We start from the raw sequence: 19,078 nt of genomic DNA on the forward strand, positions 1-19,078 counted from the left end.
TGACCCTCCTGCAATCATTGCTTCACCTACTATGGCAGAAACCTTATTGTTCAACGCCCTTCGCGAGGCGTTAGACGAAGAAATGGCCCGCGACTCCGCCGTATTCGTACTCGGCGAAGACGTAGGTCAATACGGCGGTTCCTATAAAGTCACCAAAGACCTCTACAACAAATACGGCGAACTTAGAGTGCTCGACACCCCGATCGCCGAAAATAGCTTTACAGGCATGGCAGTAGGCGCAGCAATGACGGGATTGCGGCCGGTCATCGAAGGCATGAACATGGGGTTTTTGCTGCTGGCCTTCAACCAAATTTCCAACAACGCCGGAATGCTGCGCTACACATCAGGCGGCAACTTCAAAATGCCAATGGTAATTCGCGGGCCAGGCGGCGTGGGCCGGCAACTCGGCGCGGAACACTCCCAGCGGTTAGAAGCATATTTCCAAGCAGTACCGGGTTTGAAAATAGTCGCCTGTTCGACTCCCTACAACGCCAAAGGACTCTTAAAATCAGCGATCCGCGACGATAACCCCGTTCTGTTTTTCGAGCACGTCCTTCTTTACAACCTCAAAGAAAATTTGCCAGAAACAGAATATTTAGTGCCGCTGGACAAAGCAGAAATCGTGCGATCGGGCAAAGATGTCACTATCGTGACTTATTCCCGGATGCGGCACCACGTCATGCAAGCCGTGCCCGCCCTGGTAAAAGAAGGTTACGATCCAGAAGTAATCGACCTAATTTCTCTCAAACCCCTGGACATGGAGACCATCGGCGCATCCATTCGCAAAACTCACAAAGTAATTATTGTAGAGGAGTGCATGAAAACAGGAGGCATCGGTGCCGAACTAATTGCTTCGATTAGCGATCGATTTTTTGATGAACTCGACGCACCGGTTTTGCGGCTGTCTTCACAAGATATTCCCACACCTTACAACGGTAATTTAGAAAGACTGACAATTGTTCAGCCCACTCAAATTGTCGAAGCCGTCCAAAAAATGGTAGCATTGCGAGTATAAATAGTCATCAGTCATTAGCCATTAGTCATTAGTTATCACTCTTTGGTTGTTCTCTAAAACTAACGATATCTGCCAGCAGGACATTAATGCTAAAACACGGATGCACAGATTGATTATTTCTTCCACCTAACTACTGACAAATGACTAATGGCTAATGATTAATGATTAATGACTAATAATTAAGTATGCAAAAACAACGTTCAATATTAGCCCTAATTTTTGTTTTAATCATCGCCGCCATTACTGTAATAGTAACCATTCCGACGCGGCTGGGATTAGACTTGCAAGGAGGGTCGCAACTCACCATTCAGGTAAAAACTACCCCCACAATTCCTAAAATAGACCAGGGAATGTTAGAAGCAGTGCGGCGGATTGTCGAAAACCGCGTCAACGGTTTGGGTGTTTCCGAAGCATTAGTGCAAACAGTAGGAGAAGACCAAATTCTCGTGCAGTTGCCCGGAGTAAATGACCCGCAGCAAGCAGAACGAGTTTTGGGCGGCACCGCCAAGCTAGAATTTCAGGAACAACTGCCCGGAACAGAAGCACAATTAGGCATTGAAAGGCAGTTGCAGCAGGAATTGCTGGTCAAACAAGAAGAATTGAAAATTAACCCGAATGAGGCTGCTATTAAAGAAAATCAGGCTGCTTTGAAAAGAAGTAATGAGGCGATCGCCAAACTATTCAAAAGCAGCGGCCTCGGCGGCGAAAACCTCAAAGACGCTCAACCTCAACCCTTGGCGGCTGGGAACAACTGGAACGTTGCTCTCGTTTTCGATACCCAAGGAGGCGAACTCTTTGCCCAACTCACTAAAAATTTAGCCGGCACCGGACGCAGTATCGGTATTTTCCTAGACGACAGAATGATCAGTTCTCCAGTCGTCGGCGTTGAATTTGCCCAAGCAGGAATTACTGGTGGGAGTGCCGTGATTCAAGGCAACTTTACAACGCAAGAAGCTAACGATTTGGCAGTGCAATTGCGGGGCGGCGCTTTGCCGGTGCCTGTCGAAATTGTAGAAAACCGCACGATCGGCGCTAGCTTGGGTAGAGACAGCATTCAAAGCAGTATTAACGCAGGTATCGGCGGCTTAATTTTGGTCTTGATTTTCATGGTTGCCTACTATCGACTCCCTGGCGTAATTGCTAATATTGCTCTGTTAATTTATGCTCTGTTAACTTGGGCAGCTTTCGTGCTTTTGGGAGTGACATTAACGCTGCCGGGAATTGCTGGTTTTGTGCTCAGCATCGGGATGGCCGTGGATGCTAACGTGCTGATTTTTGAGCGCACGCGGGAAGAGTTGCGGGCGGGGAAATCGCTTTATCGATCTGTAGAATCGGGTTTTTACCGCGCTTTTTCCAGCATTTTAGACGGTAACGTCACAACAGTTATTGCTTGTGCTGCTTTGTTTTGGTTGGGGGCAGGTTTAGTTAAAGGGTTTGCTGTAACTCTGGCATTGGGCGTAGTAGTGAGTATGTTTACTGCTATTACTTGCAGCCGCACTCTGCTGTTCGTAGTATTGAGCTTTCCAGCATTGCGGAAACCTCAGTGGTTCTGTCCTAATTTGTCGAAAACTGCTAATAGTTAACAGTTAACAGTTAGCTGTTGACTGTTAACTGTTGACAGTTGACTGTTAACTTCTTCCTTCCTTCCTTCTTACATCCGTTACACAATCCGTTGCCGAACTTCCCTATTCCTTCAAATTATGAAATTCAGTGTAATCAAATATCGATCGCTCTGGTGGAGTATTTCCGCGGCTATAATCCTCGCAGGTATAGTGTCGATGGCGATTTCTTGGACTCGTCCCGACATCCGCGCACCACTGCGCCCCAGTTTAGATTTTATCGGTGGCACTCGCCTGCAATTTGAACTCGACTGCACGAAACCGGAAAATTGTAAACCCATCGATCTTGCTGCTGTGCGTGAAGTCCTGGACACCCAAGGTTTAGGTGGCAGCAGCATTCAAGTTATCGGCCAAGAACAGCGCGGTTTGTCGCTGCGAACAAAAACTTTGGATGTCGAACAGCGGACTAATCTGCAAACAGCTTTGAGCGAAAAGATAGGCGCTTTTGCTCCTCAATCTACTCAAATTGATACGGTTGGGCCTACCCTCGGCAAACAGTTGTTTACTTCGGGTTTGCTGGCTTTGTTGCTTTCTTTTGCTGGAATTACTGCTTATCTGACATTCCGATTTCAGTTGGATTATGCCTTTTTTGCTTTTGTGGCTGTGTTTCACGACGTGTTGGTCACGCTTGGTGTTTTCTCGTTTTTGGGTTTAGTTCAAGGAGTGGAAGTTGACAGTTTATTTGTGGTAGCGCTTTTGACGCTTATCGGTTTTTCTGTTAATGATACTGTGGTAATTTACGATCGCGTGCGAGAAGTAATCAAGCTAAATCCGGGACAGTCGATCGATCAAATTGTCGATGATGCTGTCATGCAGACGCTGGGAAGGTCAATTAACACAACGTTTACCACGCTGCTGACATTGTTTTCAATCTTTTTGTTTGGCGGCGAAACCCTCAAATACTTTGCTTTAGCTTTGATTATCGGTTTTATTGCTGGTTCGTATTCGAGTATTTTCGTTGCCAGTACGCTGCTAGCTTGGTGGCGCAGTCGCACCGGCCACTCCATCCCCGTCCCCGCAGAAGGAATCAACCAGTCAGAGGAAGTTTAATTGACTGTTGACGGTTAACTGTTGACGGTTAACTGTTGACTGACTAATAATAAATCATCAATAACCAATAACCAATGACAAATGACAAATGACAAATGACAAATGACAAATAACCAATGACTACTGACGAAACTTTTCAAATTGAAGTCCAAAGGCTTCACAAACTAACAGTTTATGGCCGCTGGTTAACTGTAATATTGCTGTGGATTAGCGTCGGTTCTTTGAGCATTTGGGGTTTGCGCCGCGAAATAGCTTTGTGGTTAGAACACTTCACTTGGGCGGCGGTGCGCTACGGTTTATCTTTTCATCGCTGGCCGACTCTTGGTTTAGGTTTGTGCTTGGGAATGACTTTAGCTGTGCTAACTTGGCAAAGTCGCAATAGGGTGCGAGGATTGCCCCTGCGGGAAAAACAGGGTTTGGAACAACAAGTTCGCCGCATTCGCCAACAGGGGCCGAGTCATCCTTTGTGGAAGTGGGTTTGCAAAGGTTCGCGGTAGCTGACGGGCTTTATTCTTTAGTCTCAAGCGAGAGGAACGAAAGTTTGACAAGAAGCAGTTTCAACAGCCGAGTCCCTAACTTTTATTGATTCTTCCTCCTTCCTTCTTCCTTCTTCCATTTTCCATCTTCCTGACATCCGTTACAAAATCTGTTGCCGAACTTCCTTCTTCCTGACATCCGTTACATCCGTTACAAAATCCGTTGCCGAACTTCCTTCTTCCTTCTGCTATATCACGCAAAGCGAGGCAACATCTGTGCTAGGGAAGACTGTTGAAGGGGAATTTCGATCGCAAATTCTGCACCTTTTCCCGGTTCCGAAAAGCACTTCAATGCGCCGCGGTGTTGGTTGACAACAATTTCATAGCTAATCGACAGTCCCAAACCCGTTCCTTGGCCGACCGGCTTAGTAGTAAAGAAAGGGTCAAACAACCGCTTCCGAACATCTTCTGTCATCCCCGGGCCGTTGTCAGAAATTTTAATTACTACCTTTTTTTTCTCAATTAACTCCGTGCGAATCCGAATCGTAGGAATCAGGCGGGTAGACTTAGAAACTGATGATTGAGTCTTTGTAAAAGACTGCTTTTGCTCGCCTGATTGCGACTTCTGCGGGCTTTCTTTATCAACATTTTCGTATTTATTAGACTCAACAAGAGCGTAAATTGCATTAAGTAAAATATTCATAAATACCTGATTGAGCTGTCCGGGATAGCACTGTACCAGTGGCAAGTCGCTGTATTCTTTGTAAATTTCGATCGCCTCCTGCCCCGGTTTCCCTATAAGCTGGCTTTGCAACAGCATAATCGTGTTGTTGATACCGTCGTGAATGTTGACCTGCTTCATTTGAGCTTCGTCTAATCTGCAAAAATTCCGCAGCGACAAAACGATGTCGCGCACTCTTTCTGCACCTTTCTGCATAGAATTTAACACTTTCGGCAAGTCTTCTAGCAAATAATCGAGTTCGATTTTTTCTGCTTCCGCTTCAATTGCTGCGATGGGTTCGGGACAGTGCTGTCGGTAGATGTCGAGCATCCGCATTAAACCTTGCGTGTACTCTTTAGCGTGGTGCAAATTGCTATAAATAAAGCCGATCGGATTGTTGATTTCGTGAGCTACTCCTGCTACTAACTGCCCCACAGAAGACATTTTCTCTGTTTGAATTAGTTGAGTTTGAGTGCGCTGAAGTTCCAGCAGGGCAAGTTCGAGCTGTTGGGCTTGATGTCTCAATTGCGCTTGCGACTCGCGCATCACCACGGTTGATAACTCGTGAATTTGCAACTGAGAAAGCAGCAGTTGGTGTACGTCTAAAAGTTTGTAAGTTTCCGGTTCTACTTGTACTACAATTGGTTCGTGGATTAGTTCAGGCGATCGCTCCAACGACTGCCGCACTGCCGTCATAATTGAGGTTTCGCGATCGAGAACCAACATATCCGTTTTAGTAAAGCGGTAGAGTATAAACAAAGGCTGTTGAGAAAATAACTCCAAACTGTAGGGGCGGCTCATGTGTTCAAAATAACGCCGCCGCGAAATCATCCCTATAAACTTTCCTTGCTGAGTGATGATGATGCCGGGAACTAAAGGGTTTGCTTGAAAAATTTTAGCAACTTCGTTCCCCGGGCACTCAGATTCTAGGAGAAAGTCGTACAGGGTTAATTCCTGTAGAGTCGATCGCAAACCAAGCGGTGATTTCAGGGGACTCAACCCGTCATTTTCATACACTGCTCCCTCCTTTGGTAATTGACCGTAGCGGTTTGCTGCTGGAGTATTGCTTACTATTTGTACTGCATTTTCTATTTTTTTATAGCTATGAAATCAACTCTACTTTGCTCACTCAAATTGAGTTAATTCAGCAGAATTTTTTGGATTTTAAATCGTGCGGGTCTCACCCGAAACGCTATTGCAGGTTAGATTAATTTAACAGCAGACACTCCTTTGAAACCTAATTATGTAGTAAATTTGACCGATCCAAGATTCTACTAATCCGAATATAACAGTCATAACTATTTTTAATGTTTGATGACATTAATTTGGTTCAGATGGATAGACATCTGGGACCTGTGGTAGTACATTTGGTATTACCCCTTGCGTAAAATTATATTACAATAAGACAAGAATAGCGACAAATCGGCAGCCGATCGCCTATTTGACAATTCAGGCAAAATCGGTGTCGGCGAATTGCCAAGAAATGTCAATTGTCAGTTTTTTCGCACAAATGCCGATCGCACTCAACCCGAAGATTGTATTGTAGGTAGTCTCCGAGCTACGGACAGCCGATTGCGAGCAATTTGTCAAGTTCGGCAGTTTCTACTTTAGCCACATCGAGACTCCAAAGCTTCACCGACGAAATTTTTCTCGGCAGATGCTAAAGTTGTGCGATCGCAACTAAAACTCACATTCCACACATCCGCTTGATGTGCCTTAAAAGTTTCCCGAAAAGTACCGTCGGGGCACCAACTGGAGATTCAAATTCTGTCGCTGGCCAATCGGACACGGAGAATCAAGAGGAAGCAGAAGCAAATAATTCTATTTTACCCGCATTTTCCCCAACTTCAACTTCAATTTGAGGAAGTTGGTTTAGTTGCGATAATATTTCGATCATTATTACTTCTCCTCCCCCTTGATTTTAGGCAATTCTCATTAGAAACTCTAAGATGTTGATTTGAGGAAGATCGGGGGATGGGGTTTGGTTGGGCGATCGCACTGAGCTAAATTGAAATGACATTTGAGGAAAGTAAGCGACGGTTTCCATGTGCGGTTTCCCGAACGAGAGGTGGTAATTGTATACACGGCGGGACGATCGTACTTTCAGTACAATGTCAGTATTTCAACCTGTACACCTATTGAGTCTGAGTCTCTGAGAGTGTGAAAGTCGCTTTTATCCTTTCGTTGTCTGGATTGGAAGTTTTTCAAGGGTGGGGCGTTGCGAGGGCCAGAAGCAGACAGTTAACTAAACGGCACAAGGAGATAGGGACAGATAGGATAAGCCCAGAAGCGAGAGAGTGAGGGAATTTTCATTATCATACCTTCAGAAAATCACGACAGCAGCAGCAAGATCACCCAAAAGAATGATTGATTCAAAAAAAGTTGCGTGTTATATTTCAATATAATTCTATACAAAAATACTTTTACCTAAAAGGAGAACAAAAAATGGACACACCTACAGATCGCGTACAAGAACCAGTCGGGACAAGAGATCTCGAATCAATACCTGTATCTGAAAAAGTTTCGGCCCAAAAAGTTGCTGAGGTTAATTTTGAAACGACTCCTTTCCAAACCCCTGCTTATACTCAGGAAAAAGTTAGCGTCGAGGAGGTAAAAATTAACGGAGACGATTTGGTTGCTAAAGTTAAAGAACTGATTCACGAAGGAAATATCCGCCGCATCATTATCAAAAATGAAGAGGGACGGATATTAGTAGAAGTTCCTCTGACGGTGGGAGTAGTCGGTGGAGTCATCGGTGCGGCCTTGTTTCCAGTCATTGCAGCAGTAGGAGCGATAGGTGCATTAGTCGCTCACATGACAATTATCATTGAAAGAACAGAATAACAGAAACTCAGTTGTTAGTAATTTTCCTGTCCGGTTAATATCCCGTAATCAAGCTTGTTGGTAGTGAGTACGACCATCCTCTCTTGATGGATGAGAAAAAAGTGGCGTTTATTACTACTAACTTAATTGTGGTTATCTAACCGGACTTAAAGAAATTTCAAGCACAAACTGGCTTTATAAATAGATAGCTAGTAACTGTTATTACTCCCTTCTCTTTGTTCCCCATTTCTCTGATGTATTGCCTTGCCACTCCGGCAGTAAAGTTGCCATTTTTAAGGGTGCCATAAATTATCTATGATGAGGTTAAATCCTTGGCTGATCGTGATTTGATGACACTGATTCATTATCTCCAAGTGGCGTTGATTCCTTTCGCTGGATGACCAAGGCGCTGCGCTTAAAAAAGGGTGTAATTTGTGGTAAGTTACTCGGACGGCGTGTGCCACCATCGGCGAGAGGTGGTTTGGCTCGCTTTCTCCCAATAATTCGCTTAAATAGTTCCTAAACTCCCGTTTTTGGGGTTGATGACGAAAGATATCGTCAAATCTTGGATCAAATTAATCACAACAGCGGGGCAGCGCGGCGGGGGGTGTCTATTTCATTACTCATCTTTTCAGCTTATATGCTTGCAGAGCAAGCATTATAAATAACTCATTTAGCCCGTATTCTTTGTTGAAGTCCGGCTAATTTTATTCTTTTGGGGACTCGGAAAATCACTCTGAGGGTAGAGCCTGGTTAATACCTCGGCGAGTTAGACTGGATACAAATGAAGGAAAAACCAAAAGTTCTCTAAACTCCCTAAGCAGAAAGCTGTTAAGTATTTAAACTGGGTATGAGCAAAACGCCCAACGTTTACACCTGAATCTTGTCTCAACCTTGACAGTGAGTTGAAATAAGTGATTCAAATGGTCAACAGCTTAGCTCAAGTTTTCAAACCAGAGCATCTCCTACATACAAATATTTTTTGAATAGTTGTGCCGAAGATAATTATGAAACCTAACGAAGAAAATAGCTCTAGCCGTGAAATTCATCAAGAAGTTCACACCGATGCAACTAACGGTCACGTCAGTACAACGCGAACTACTACAAGTGTTCCGAGTACAACGGGGAAAGCTTCTAAAGAAGCAGCTCATCACCAAGGTTATGTACAGGGTGAAATGGCCGAAAACCAGCGCCAAGTTGGAGTCCAAGAAGTCCGCGATAATGAGAATGCGGGTCGCGGGTTACTGTTAGGGATTCTTCTTGCTTCTTTGGTAGGCTTAGTTCTGGGCAGTGTATATTACTTCAATCGGGGTGAGGAGGCTCCTACTCCTACTGCTGCTCCTGTGATTGTTGTACCGAAAGCGAATCAGCCTTCAGCAACACCAGCTCCGACTCGGACTATAGAGAGAGAAAAAACGATCATTCAAAAGATTGTTCCGGTTCCGGTTCAACCAAGTCCAGCTCAAAACGCAACTCCGGCTCCTCAACCAAGTCCAGCTCAAAACGCAACTCCGGCTCCTCAAGCAAATCCGGCTCCCAATATCAATATTACGCTTCCAAATTCACAGCAGCAAGATGCACCCGCTCAGCAAGCAGCGCCGGCTCCATCTTCGCCGTCAAATAATACCAATACTACGGTTCCGACTCCGCAGAATGAGCCAGCTTCCCCTCCGCCAACTCCAGCACCTGAGAGTTCAATTACTCCATCTCCAACTCAAGATGATGGTGCTTCTGGAGCAGGTACGAGCGGCGAAACTAATACGGAAAGCCAGAGCGATTCTAATCCTACGGATACGGGTGTACCTGATAGCAAATCCGGCGCAGAGGGTGCGGCTGGTTCACCGCAATAGAAGTTGGATGTCGAATTAGTCCGCCAGGGGTTCAAACCCCAGACTCATCGCTAAAGTCCTTTAAAGCTCATATGTTGCACCATTCTCAATTAGCCTTTTATGAACAGGCAAGATGCCTGTTCCACAAAGAGTAGATTTTCATGTGGGGTGGGCTTCTAGCCCGCCCAACCCCTACTCCCCACAAAAAAACTCATTCTTTGTGGAACAGGCCCGAAAGCCTGTTAAGCGAGAATGGTGCAACATCTCAAACTAACCGGACATTGTGGCTGAACTCAAGAAACTTGGTTTCTGCAATGGAAAACGTTTTAAGATTGTGCCAACCTATCCTAAGAAACGGTTTGGTGAACTAATTTAACTTTCCCTAAAGCCGTCTTTCTGCTGTCAAAGAGTTTCATCACGCCGGAGGAGATGGTCTCGATGACATCGGGAGCGCAGTAAGAGAGAAACTCTTCCGAGGAAATATGACCGGCAAAAAACTCTTGAGCTTTCTTCAAAAAGTTTTCAGTTTCAGCAAAGCCGATAGATTTGATAATAAACGTAGAAACCGGGGAGTTTTTAATATCATAACGCGATTCTTGATTGCGTCCTATTTCTAGCAGGTCTAACACTTCTCTTTGCAACTGACTTTCTAATGGGTAGGCGATCTGTTTGTTGGGCAAGTAATCCTCCAAAACCGATGTTTGAAATCCGGGTGCGCGCAATTCTCCCATCATAGTTGAAAGCGGAATATCGCGCCCCAAGCGGTAGGAAAGAGCTTCTAAAATGGCGATGGTAATTAGCTTGATAGCCAGATAAAGTTTAGCAACTTCGATATTTCTTCGAGTTCGGGCAATCCGGTTAGCGTAGGTTGCATCGTCCGGCTCTTGCCTAAACTGCTGGAAAACCAGTTCTGGTTTGAGGAACTTCAAAAATCCTTCCATTTTTTGTAGAGACCTGCGATATTCGACAACAGTATAGGTATTAGCCTGGCTCAATTCGTGGTTGGTTTCTGGCATCAAGTTCCAGGTATTGTCTAAGAAATTAGAGGAATTTCCAGAGGCAAAATTCTCGACATCTCTATTTGCTAACCTGACAGCACGCTTGACAAGTCCTACAATTTCTCCAGGGTTCCATCCCAAGTTAAAATCGCAATTTATACTTACCAAACGCTCGTGCAAAAGTTCGATCGCGCTCAAACCACTGGGCGAAACCGGACGAAAAGGAATAGTAGCCTCAATGCAAGCTGTTATCTCAGCGATCGTACTAGCTGGCAAAAAAGGCTCCAAAGATTTGGCAGCAATAACGGCACTCAAAAATTCGTTTTGGCCGGCAAACGGAGAGAGAGTCTTGCCGGGAATAAACCCAAAGACTGAGGCCACTAGGTGATACATGGCATCGTCGGGCAGTTCGGTTTCATCTCTAATAACTAACTGCGATCGCACTTCTTTGACAAAAGGACAAAGGGCGCTGCTAATATTGAAACTAACGCCCTGATCAACTTGCACGTACACGAGGTCGTGAAACAGCGCAGCCAGCACCTCGATCGGATCGACTGACCCCCCGACCTCAAAAATGTGTTCCGACGTGTGAAAGTAGCGCCAAGGCCCTCTCATCGTTTGAATGATTAGCTCAGCTATCTGCTCCAGCTTGGGAATGTCTACTCGACCTCCCAATTGCTTGATCGAGCTTACCAAGCAATCCAAGCACCGTTTTTGTTCTGCCAAAAGCTCCATTTACACACCTCCAGTGCATTCCCTGATTGTCTTGCGCTTGATTGCATGGTATCAAAACGCGCTGCGATCGTGCCATGATTTGTCACTCAAAAATTTTAAATTTTAGGGTGAAACAGCGAGAGGAGGCCAGGAAAATAGGAAGAGAGAGGAAGAGGGAGGGAGAAGGAGGGAAAGGGAGAGCGAGAAATTAAATATTAAAAATTCCGCCGTTGTGGAGATTAGGGCAACTTGGGTGATCGGTATCATAAATTACAGTAAAAATGACAACAAGTGGCTAAAAACTTGATGAATTTTTGATTAAATTATGAGGAATTTTTGACAAAAGCTGTGGGTGGGTGGCATTGACACCAGCTTCAAGCTGCGGTGGTATAAATACTGCGTGTGGCCTCAGAATAAGATTCCTAGACGTGCTGATAAACATCTTAATAGTTGCGCTGATACACTTCAGTTGATTAGCTTTCGGGCAGTTGGTCTAAAGCTTCCGCGATCGCCACTTTAACCGCTGCCTTGGTTTGCTGTCGCCTCCCCTAATCTAACACTAACCGAACTTACGCAACTGTCACAAGTGATCCTGGCACCATGCAGCACAAAATCAGACAATAAACATGGGAAGATCGGGGCGTTTCACTGGCTCAATTAAATAATTGGACAACATCAATCGAGCTTAAATACCCCCTTAATCCCTTAGTCCCCTCTGCTGGGACTTCGTATGTTTAGAAGCGATTTAAATCGCCGAATCAACTGTTAGATACCCAACTTCTTTAAGAAGTCGGGGTTCGGGGGGATTATGTCTTTTGAGCCGTTGCTGACTTACTGCATCCGATCGATCGTCCGATACTGCACCGCCTCCCCCACATGATTCGTTTTCAAGCTTTCATCCCCCGACAAATCAGCAATAGTTCTAGCAACCTTCAAAATGCGATCGCTAGCCCTCGCCGACAGCCCCAACTTCCGAATCGCCATCTCCAATAAATTCCGAGAAGCCTCATCCAACTGACACCATTTGTTAATGTGACTGCTTTGCATTTCCGCATTACAGCGCAAACTAGATTCCGACTGAAAACGGCGAGTTGCGAGCTCTCGCGCCCGCTGCACCCTCACCCGCACCGGTTCCGACTCTTCCCCCGTCGGCTGTCGCGTAATTTCCTCGGGTTTCAAACGATTAACCGCCACTTGTAAATCGATCCGATCCATCAAAGGCCCCGAAAGTTTAGCCCAATATTGCTCCCTCTTTTGTGGCGAACAAGTACACTGTTGAATCGAATCGCCGTAATAACCGCAAGCGCAAGGATTTGTACTCGCAACTAAAGTGAATTGCGCCGGAAACATCACCGATTGTCTAGTTCTAGAAATCGTCACATAACCATCTTCCAGCGGTTGTCGCAAAAACTCCAAAACATCTCTTTTAAACTCAGTTAATTCATCCAGAAAAAGAATGCCGCGATGTGCTAAAGAAATTTCACCCGGACGCGGAAAACTGCCGCCACCTACCAAAGAAGGGCCTGATGCCGAATGGTGAGGACTGCGAAAAGGTCGATCGCCCACCAAGCTTCCCTTATCCTTCAATAACCCAGCCACCGAATGAATTTGAGTCACATCCAAAGCTTCCTCAAAAGTCAGCGGCGGCAAAATACCCGGCAAACGCCTCGCCAGCATAGTCTTACCGCTTCCAGGCGGCCCCACAAAAATTAAATTGTGTCCCCCCGCCGCCGCAATTTCCAAAGCCCGCCGCGCGTGAATTTGCCCCTTTACATCCTTTAAATCTAAACCCGGAAACCGCGTTTTTGCTAACTCTTCTCGACCGTTTACTTCTACAGGCGAATAAACTTCAGGATTGTTCAAAAAATCAGTAACAGCAAAAATATTCTCAAAACCATAAACAGATATTCCGTGTACCAAAGCTGCTTCCTGCGCGTTACCAGCCGGTACAACCAACCCCGAAATACCCATTTTGGCAGCAGCAGCGGCGATCGGCAAAACCCCAGCCACAGCCCGCAAACTTCCATCTAAAGAGAGTTCCCCTAAAAACAAATGATCTCCCAAAAGTTCAGCGCTGACTTGTTCGGATGCTGCTAAAATGCCAATGGCGATCGGCAAATCAAAACTCGGCCCTTCCTTCCGCAAATCTGCCGGCGTCAAATTAATCACAATACTCCGCATCGGAAAACCATATCCCGAATTTTTTAGCGTAGCCTTAACCCTTTCTTTAGCTTCTTGCACCGCAGAATCGGGCAATCCCACAACCACGATTTTCGGTAGCCCCCCTGACACATCAGCCTCAACACCAACCTTTACCGCGTCAATTCCAACGATCGATGCACTCCAAACCCTAGCAAGCATTTTTCTTTATCCTTAATTTGCCTGTCCTTGATTCATCATCTATTATGATTAACAATGACTAATGAATATCGGAAGAGGCAAGAAAAACTTTTCCTTGCCTCTTCCTTTTCTCCTCTTGCTTCTCTCCTGCTGGGTCTTCCATCTTCCCTTGAACCCTTCGGCCTTCCATCTTCCGTCAAAATTGATTTGTTAAATCTAACATCTTGCACCATTCTCAAGAACAGGCAAGATGCCTGTTCCACAAAGAGTGTATTTCTTGTGAGGTGGGCATTCTGCCATAAAAGGCTTATTGACAATGGTACAACATTTCAGTTAAATCCCGTACACTGCTTCGTTGCCGAACTTCGTTAACACCCATGACAACTCAAGAAACGCTTTTTAGCAAAATCATCCGCAAAGAGATTCCCGCAGACATCGTTTATGAAGACGACTTGGCCCTCGCGTTCCGAGATATCCATCCGCAAGCACCCGTCCACATCCTCGTCATTCCCAAACAGCCTATTGCCAAATTAGCCGATGCCGAGTCGGAAGATCATGCTCTCATGGGACACCTGCTGCTGACTGTCAAGCGCGTAGCAGAGCAACTCGGACTTAGCAACGGCTATCGCGTCGTCATTAATAGCGGCAGCGACGGCGGCCAAACTGTAGACCACCTGCACCTTCACATTCTCGGCGGACGGCAGATGAAGTGGCCCCCAGGCTAAAGCCTAATTTTTACGCCCAACTTGCGGACTCATCCTCAGAAACCCGATTGATTTCTATTGCCCAGCGCCTCAGAAACCGGGTTTCTTTTTTCGTCAAACCGGCTTGATTCGAGATTATTGAGAATGCAGCCCGATCTCACTAAAAACCAGCTTTTCAGTATTCTCCCGATAAAAATTTCCCCTCGCAAGAGCCACCAGTTATATGTTAATAAATATTAAAAATTATCTCTTCAAGACCTAATTAACAGATATTTAGATAGAAACAGAATCGACCTGAACAAAAATAATTTGCTCAAACTGGTGAACCCATCTACAGCCAATAGATTCAGTTCTTCAGATCGCTATATTTAACGTGTTAGGTGGGTAATATTACTTTGTAAAAAACTATAAATATTTACCAAGAATCCAATTTTTGTAAATGTTTGTAAAATATTTAAATTGTCACCAGTAATCCCTTGGCAAACTTTAGTGAATGGTGTTACTAATATAAGCGTGGGGCATCCCCACAACGAACCTTGAAAATTCAATTAAGCAATCATAAACCAAATGACAACAACCGTACAGCGTCGCGAAAGCGGCAACGTTTGGGAACGGTTCTGCGAGTGGGTAACTAGCACCGATAACCGGATTTATATCGGTTGGTTCGGCGTCTTGATGATTCCCACCTTGCTGAGCGCCACCATCTGCTACATTATCGCCTTCATCGCTGCTCCTCCTGTGGACATCGACGGCATCCGCGAACCAGTTGCTGGTTCTTTGATGTACGGCAACAATATCATTAGTGGTGCTGTTGTGCCTTCATCGAATGCGATCGGGCTTCACTTCTATCCCATCTGGGAAGCAGCTTCCCTCGATGAGTGGTTGTACAACGGCGGCCCTTACCAATTGGTAGTTTTTCACTTCCTGATTGGCATTTTCTGCTACATGGGTCGTGAATGGGAATTGTCTTACCGCTTAGGTATGCGTCCTTGGATCTGCGTCGCTTACTCTGCACCAGTTGCAGCAGCAACCGCAGTATTCTTGATTTACCCGATCGGACAAGGCAGCTTTTCTGACGGTATGCCCTTGGGGATCAGCGGCACATTCAACTTCATGATCGTGTTCCAAGCTGAGCACAACATCCTGATGCACCCCTTCCATATGTTGGGAGTTGCTGGTGTCTTCGGCGGTGCTCTGTTCTCCGCCATGCACGGTTCCTTGGTAACATCTTCCTTGGTTCGCGAAACAACCGAAACTGAATCTTTGAACTACGGTTACAAATTCGGTCAAGAAGAAGAAACCTACAACATCGTTGCAGCCCACGGCTACTTCGGTCGTTTGATTTTCCAATACGCGAGCTTTAACAACAGCCGTTCTTTGCACTTCTTGTTAGGTGCATGGCCAGTTGTCGGTATCTGGTTTACCTCTTTGGGTATTTCCACGATGGCGTTTAACTTGAACGGTTTCAACTTCAACCAATCGGTTATCGACTCGCAAGGTCGCGTCATCAACACTTGGGCTGATGTCATCAACCGCGCTAACCTGGGTATGGAAGTAATGCACGAGCGCAACGCTCACAACTTCCCCCTCGACTTGGCCGCCGGTGAAGTCACCCCAGTAGCAATGGTTGCTCCTTCCATCAACGGCTAAATTTAGCTTTTGATTTAACAAAAAGCGCTCCTAGAAATAGGGGCGCTTTTTGTTTTGGCAAGTAGAATTGGATAGATTTTTTTCTGTTAAATTCGTTAAATCCCATACACTGCTCGTTGCCAAACTCCCTTCTTCCTGATTAATTTGATATATTAATTAGGAATTATTATTTTTGGCAATCATCAAAGTGGCGATATTTAACAGGCACAAATTTGAAAAACTCGTGGTTCATAAATCCAAAACAGTAGCCTGGGCGATCGCATTTTTTAGCGGCATTTTGATGGCATTGACAACCGCACCAGTAAATGCTTGGCTATTGGCTTGGGTAGCCCTAGTTCCTCTCTGGATTTTGGTTGTTAGTTATGAAAAGCCAAAGCAAGAAGTAAAACAACAAAAATTCTTCCTTCTGACTTCTGACTTCTTCCTTCTTCCTTCACTCTGGGGAATTGGCTATCACGGATTAGCTTTATCTTGGATTATGGGAATTCACCCGATGACTTGGTTGGGAGTTCCTTGGTGGCCGAGTTTGGCGATCGCACTTTTTTGCTGGGCCTTCATCACCCTCTGGGGAGCTGCCTTAGTCGCCGTTTGGGCGTGGCTATTGGTAATTCTCAACTCCCTAACTTTACCAGGCAAAAATCCTATTCTTATTCTTAACTCCCCCCCTTTACAAAGGGGGGCTGGGGGGGGTAAAACTCAATTTTCAGCATTAACTCGCGTTTTAATTGGCACAGCTTTGTGGTGCGCCTTAGAAAGTATTTGGAGTACAGGTTCGCTGTGGTGGACATCCCTATCATATACGCAAAGCCCGCACAATTTAGCAATATTGCACCTCGGTCAACTCTCCGGGCCCAGCGCAGTAACAGCCGCTATTGTAGCAGTAAATGGCTTAATTGCAGAAGCTTGGCTCGAAGGAAGAAGGAAGAAAGAAGAAGTCAAAACGAAGAATTGGATTCCTTATATTTTGCCTGCGAGTTTGTGTTTAGTTTTGCATATTGCAGGATGGAGTTTATACAACCGCCCTTTGAATCAACAAGCTGCAACCGCTTTAAAAATTGGCATTATTCAAGGCAATATTCCTAACGAGATTAAGTTTGACTCAGCGGGTTGGGGGCGTGCTTTAGAAGGTTACACCACTGGATACAAACAGTTAGCAGACAGACAAGTCGATGCTGTGTTAATTCCAGAGACGGCTTTGCCTTTTATCTGGACAAACGAGTATCAACGTTCTACTCTTTCTTTTTACCAAGCTATTCTCGAACGCGGCGTTGTGGCTTGGGTTGGAGGATTCGGACAGCAAGAGAATAGTATCACTAACAGCTTATTGGCGATCGATCGCACTGGAGAAATTATCGGCCGCTACGATAAACTAAAGCTAGTGCCTTTAGGCGAATATATCCCTTTTTACGAAATCTTAGGCGGGATTATTAATCGGCTTTCGCCCTTAGATGCTCATTTAGTACCCGGTAATTCTAAACAATTGTTTGATACGCCGTTTGGCCGCGCCATTGTCGGAATTTGTTACGATTCCGCGTTTGCGGAAATTTTCCGATATCAGGCGGCGAATGGAGGCGAATTTATGCTCACAGCTTCCAACAATGCCCATTACAAACCGCCCATGTTGGATCAACATCATGCTCTAGATGTGATGCGGGCAATTGAGACGGATAGATGGGCAGTTATCGCAACTAATACGGGTTACTCTGCTTTTGTAAATCCTCGCGGCGAGACGGTTTGGAAGTCGGGAATTAATACCTATGAAGTCCGAGATGCTACTATTTATCGGCGGCAAACTCGGACTTTGTACGTGCGCTGGGGAGATTGGCTGACGCCTTTATTGTTAGTATTGGCTGGGTTAATGCGGTTTATTGTTAGAAATTAACGTTAGTAAAGAATTTTCGGGTGGGGCGGGGGCGGGTTTATTAAATCTGTTTGCACTGTGAGGATTATTGGTGAACCCGCCCCTACAGTTCACTAATGACTAATGACCAATGATTAATGACTCTACTTATCTTTAACGTGTTCATGAACGCTAGGAGATAAAGTAATTAAATCATCGATATTGCGCTGCATGGTAGCACAAATATTGGTCAAAGGCAAATCATTGGCATCGTGCCCGAAAGGATTTTCTATTTCAATGCCGATTTCTTCGATGCCGAACAAAGTAAAACTAATTAAAGCTACAATTGGACCGGTTCCCCAAGTCAAATCGTTCACCATTTGAAAGGGCAGTGCCAAACAGTAAAGCAACAATAGTTGTTTCAGGTGAATCGCGTAAGCCAAAGGGATAGGGGTCTTCAAAATCCGCTCGCAGCCCCCTAATACATCAATCATAGAGTTGAGCAACTCCTTCATAGCAGTTAACTGATAGACATCAACGCAATTGCCCTCATACTGCTCGTGCAAGTAATCCTCAATCCAAAAGGCAATTTCTAGAGGCGGATTGTTCATCGACTTGAGCTTTTGGTAGTGCGCTGGAGACATTAACGGCTCCAATTCGGGATTTACAGATTCTTGCCGCAAGTGCAGTTTCAGGGCCACTGCAAAGGCGGGTAACAGGCGCAGGACTGACTTTTTGAGTTCGATATCCTGCGGTTTTTTTTCCTCAATTGCTACCCAGATTTGGCGCGCCAAATTGCGGACGTTGTTGATTAACGTGCCCCAAAATTTTCGACCTTCCCAAAATCTTTCGTAGGCTGTATTTGTCCGAAAAACTAACAGTAGACCCAGGACAATACTCGGTACAATACTCGACAAAATTGGTAATGAAACCGGCCACTTTAAAAAGTGCAGCAGGGAAATAAGAACTCCAAAGCCGCCGCACAGCAAAACGCGGGGCAAAATTGAGGGAATGACAGACCCCTGAACCTGTAATGCAATTTTAAACCAAGGTGGTCGATCGCCACTCATGCAAGTCTCCTCATTAAATTAGTAGTCTGCGCCCTAGGGCGGGCAGCGCAAATGCCTGCTGCACTTCGTTTTTCGGCTCCCGCGAGTCGATTTGAGATTCGAGATTTTAGATTGACTCCACAGATAAATTTGGGGGGTTTGAACTTTGGTCTAAAATTTTTTGGCCTCCACCACTGCTGGCGGGGGCTTGTATCCCTATTTGGGTGCGGTGAGAGCTTCCGAAAAAAGC

General features: G+C 45.4%; 15 protein-coding genes. 9 read left to right on the top strand and 6 right to left on the bottom strand.

Features of this window, described 5'->3' with window-relative positions:
* Positions 1-31: 31 nt before the first annotated feature.
* From QUA74_RS13215 to QUA74_RS13230, 4 genes are all read left to right on the top strand, one after another.
* Positions 32-1,015: an alpha-ketoacid dehydrogenase subunit beta gene (locus tag QUA74_RS13215; protein ID WP_190740298.1), complete on the top strand. Its 984-nt coding sequence runs from the start codon at positions 32-34 to the stop codon at positions 1,013-1,015.
* A 185-nt stretch (positions 1,016-1,200) separates the two neighbouring features.
* Complete coding sequence (gene secD, locus QUA74_RS13220) at positions 1,201-2,598, top strand: protein translocase subunit SecD (RefSeq protein WP_333329273.1); 1,398 nt, start codon at positions 1,201-1,203, stop codon at positions 2,596-2,598.
* A 117-nt stretch (positions 2,599-2,715) separates the two neighbouring features.
* Positions 2,716-3,684: a protein translocase subunit SecF gene (gene secF, locus QUA74_RS13225; protein ID WP_333329276.1), complete on the top strand. Its 969-nt coding sequence runs from the start codon at positions 2,716-2,718 to the stop codon at positions 3,682-3,684.
* Between the two features lie 116 nt (positions 3,685-3,800).
* Positions 3,801-4,181 (top strand): hypothetical protein, encoded by a 381-nt coding sequence (locus QUA74_RS13230; RefSeq protein WP_333329279.1) that lies wholly within the window; start codon positions 3,801-3,803, stop codon positions 4,179-4,181.
* Between the two features lie 75 nt (positions 4,182-4,256).
* Here QUA74_RS13230 and QUA74_RS13235 read toward each other — a convergent pair whose 3' ends face one another.
* The 3 genes from QUA74_RS13235 to QUA74_RS13245 all read right to left on the bottom strand — a co-directional run bounded on the left by QUA74_RS13235 (position 4,257) and on the right by QUA74_RS13245 (position 6,928).
* On the bottom strand, positions 4,257-4,421 hold the full coding sequence (locus QUA74_RS13235; protein WP_333329282.1) for a hypothetical protein: 165 nt from the start codon (positions 4,419-4,421) through the stop codon (positions 4,257-4,259).
* Positions 4,414-5,898 (bottom strand): ATP-binding protein, encoded by a 1,485-nt coding sequence (locus QUA74_RS13240; RefSeq protein ID WP_333329284.1) that lies wholly within the window; start codon positions 5,896-5,898, stop codon positions 4,414-4,416. Before QUA74_RS13240 ends, QUA74_RS13235 begins: the two co-directional genes overlap by 8 nt.
* Positions 5,899-6,802: 904 nt before the next feature.
* Complete coding sequence (locus tag QUA74_RS13245) at positions 6,803-6,928, bottom strand: hypothetical protein (protein ID WP_333329287.1); 126 nt, start codon at positions 6,926-6,928, stop codon at positions 6,803-6,805.
* 398 nt (positions 6,929-7,326) lie between these two features.
* Between QUA74_RS13245 and QUA74_RS13250 the strand changes: the two genes are divergently transcribed.
* On the top strand, positions 7,327-7,725 hold the full coding sequence (locus tag QUA74_RS13250; RefSeq protein ID WP_333329290.1) for a DUF4342 domain-containing protein: 399 nt from the start codon (positions 7,327-7,329) through the stop codon (positions 7,723-7,725).
* Between the two features lie 986 nt (positions 7,726-8,711).
* A complete protein-coding gene (locus QUA74_RS13255) occupies positions 8,712-9,554 on the top strand; it encodes a hypothetical protein (RefSeq protein WP_333329293.1) in 843 nt (280 codons plus the stop codon).
* A gap of 326 nt (positions 9,555-9,880) precedes the next feature.
* On the opposite strand, the gene QUA74_RS13260 is transcribed toward QUA74_RS13255, so the two are convergent.
* Complete coding sequence (locus tag QUA74_RS13260) at positions 9,881-11,266, bottom strand: hypothetical protein (protein ID WP_333329296.1); 1,386 nt, start codon at positions 11,264-11,266, stop codon at positions 9,881-9,883.
* Positions 11,267-12,076: 810 nt separating this feature from the next.
* Entirely contained in the window at positions 12,077-13,606 is a 1,530-nt protein-coding gene (locus QUA74_RS13265) for a YifB family Mg chelatase-like AAA ATPase (RefSeq protein ID WP_333329298.1), read from the bottom strand.
* Between the two features lie 356 nt (positions 13,607-13,962).
* Here QUA74_RS13265 and QUA74_RS13270 point away from each other — a divergent pair, with 356 nt between their 5' ends.
* The 3 genes from QUA74_RS13270 (at position 13,963) to lnt (ending at position 17,821) form a co-directional block, all read left to right on the top strand.
* Positions 13,963-14,310, top strand: a complete 348-nt coding sequence (locus QUA74_RS13270; protein ID WP_172188364.1) for a histidine triad nucleotide-binding protein — start codon at positions 13,963-13,965, stop codon at positions 14,308-14,310.
* Between the two features lie 546 nt (positions 14,311-14,856).
* Entirely contained in the window at positions 14,857-15,939 is a 1,083-nt protein-coding gene (gene psbA, locus QUA74_RS13275) for a photosystem II q(b) protein (RefSeq protein ID WP_333329301.1), read from the top strand.
* Between the two features lie 187 nt (positions 15,940-16,126).
* Positions 16,127-17,821, top strand: coding sequence for an apolipoprotein N-acyltransferase (gene lnt / locus QUA74_RS13280; RefSeq protein ID WP_445302146.1), 1,695 nt, complete (start codon positions 16,127-16,129; stop codon positions 17,819-17,821).
* Between the two features lie 122 nt (positions 17,822-17,943).
* Here the strand turns inward: lnt and QUA74_RS13285 are convergent, their stop codons facing one another.
* Positions 17,944-18,849 (bottom strand): bestrophin family ion channel, encoded by a 906-nt coding sequence (locus QUA74_RS13285; RefSeq protein ID WP_333329304.1) that lies wholly within the window; start codon positions 18,847-18,849, stop codon positions 17,944-17,946.
* Positions 18,850-19,078 lie beyond the last annotated feature (229 nt).

The sequence above is a fragment of the Microcoleus sp. LAD1_D3 genome (genome assembly GCF_036702135.1).
Lineage (GTDB): Bacteria > Cyanobacteriota > Cyanobacteriia > Cyanobacteriales > Microcoleaceae > Microcoleus.

Excerpts from the sequence above, each read along its gene's own strand:
- QUA74_RS13215 (WP_190740298.1), top strand. The coding sequence starts at position 32 with ATGGCAGAAACCTTATTGTTCAACGCCCTTCGCGAGGCGTTAGACGAA.
- secD (WP_333329273.1), top strand. The coding sequence starts at position 1,201 with ATGCAAAAACAACGTTCAATATTAGCCCTAATTTTTGTTTTAATCATC.
- secF (WP_333329276.1), top strand. The coding sequence starts at position 2,716 with ATGAAATTCAGTGTAATCAAATATCGATCGCTCTGGTGGAGTATTTCC.
- QUA74_RS13230 (WP_333329279.1), top strand. The coding sequence starts at position 3,801 with ATGACTACTGACGAAACTTTTCAAATTGAAGTCCAAAGGCTTCACAAA.
- QUA74_RS13245 (WP_333329287.1), bottom strand. The coding sequence starts at position 6,928 with ATGGAAACCGTCGCTTACTTTCCTCAAATGTCATTTCAATTTAGCTCA.
- QUA74_RS13250 (WP_333329290.1), top strand. The coding sequence starts at position 7,327 with ATGGACACACCTACAGATCGCGTACAAGAACCAGTCGGGACAAGAGAT.
- QUA74_RS13255 (WP_333329293.1), top strand. The coding sequence starts at position 8,712 with ATGAAACCTAACGAAGAAAATAGCTCTAGCCGTGAAATTCATCAAGAA.
- QUA74_RS13260 (WP_333329296.1), bottom strand. The coding sequence starts at position 11,266 with ATGGAGCTTTTGGCAGAACAAAAACGGTGCTTGGATTGCTTGGTAAGC.
- QUA74_RS13265 (WP_333329298.1), bottom strand. The coding sequence starts at position 13,606 with ATGCTTGCTAGGGTTTGGAGTGCATCGATCGTTGGAATTGACGCGGTA.
- QUA74_RS13270 (WP_172188364.1), top strand. The coding sequence starts at position 13,963 with ATGACAACTCAAGAAACGCTTTTTAGCAAAATCATCCGCAAAGAGATT.
- psbA (WP_333329301.1), top strand. The coding sequence starts at position 14,857 with ATGACAACAACCGTACAGCGTCGCGAAAGCGGCAACGTTTGGGAACGG.
- QUA74_RS13285 (WP_333329304.1), bottom strand. The coding sequence starts at position 18,849 with ATGAGTGGCGATCGACCACCTTGGTTTAAAATTGCATTACAGGTTCAG.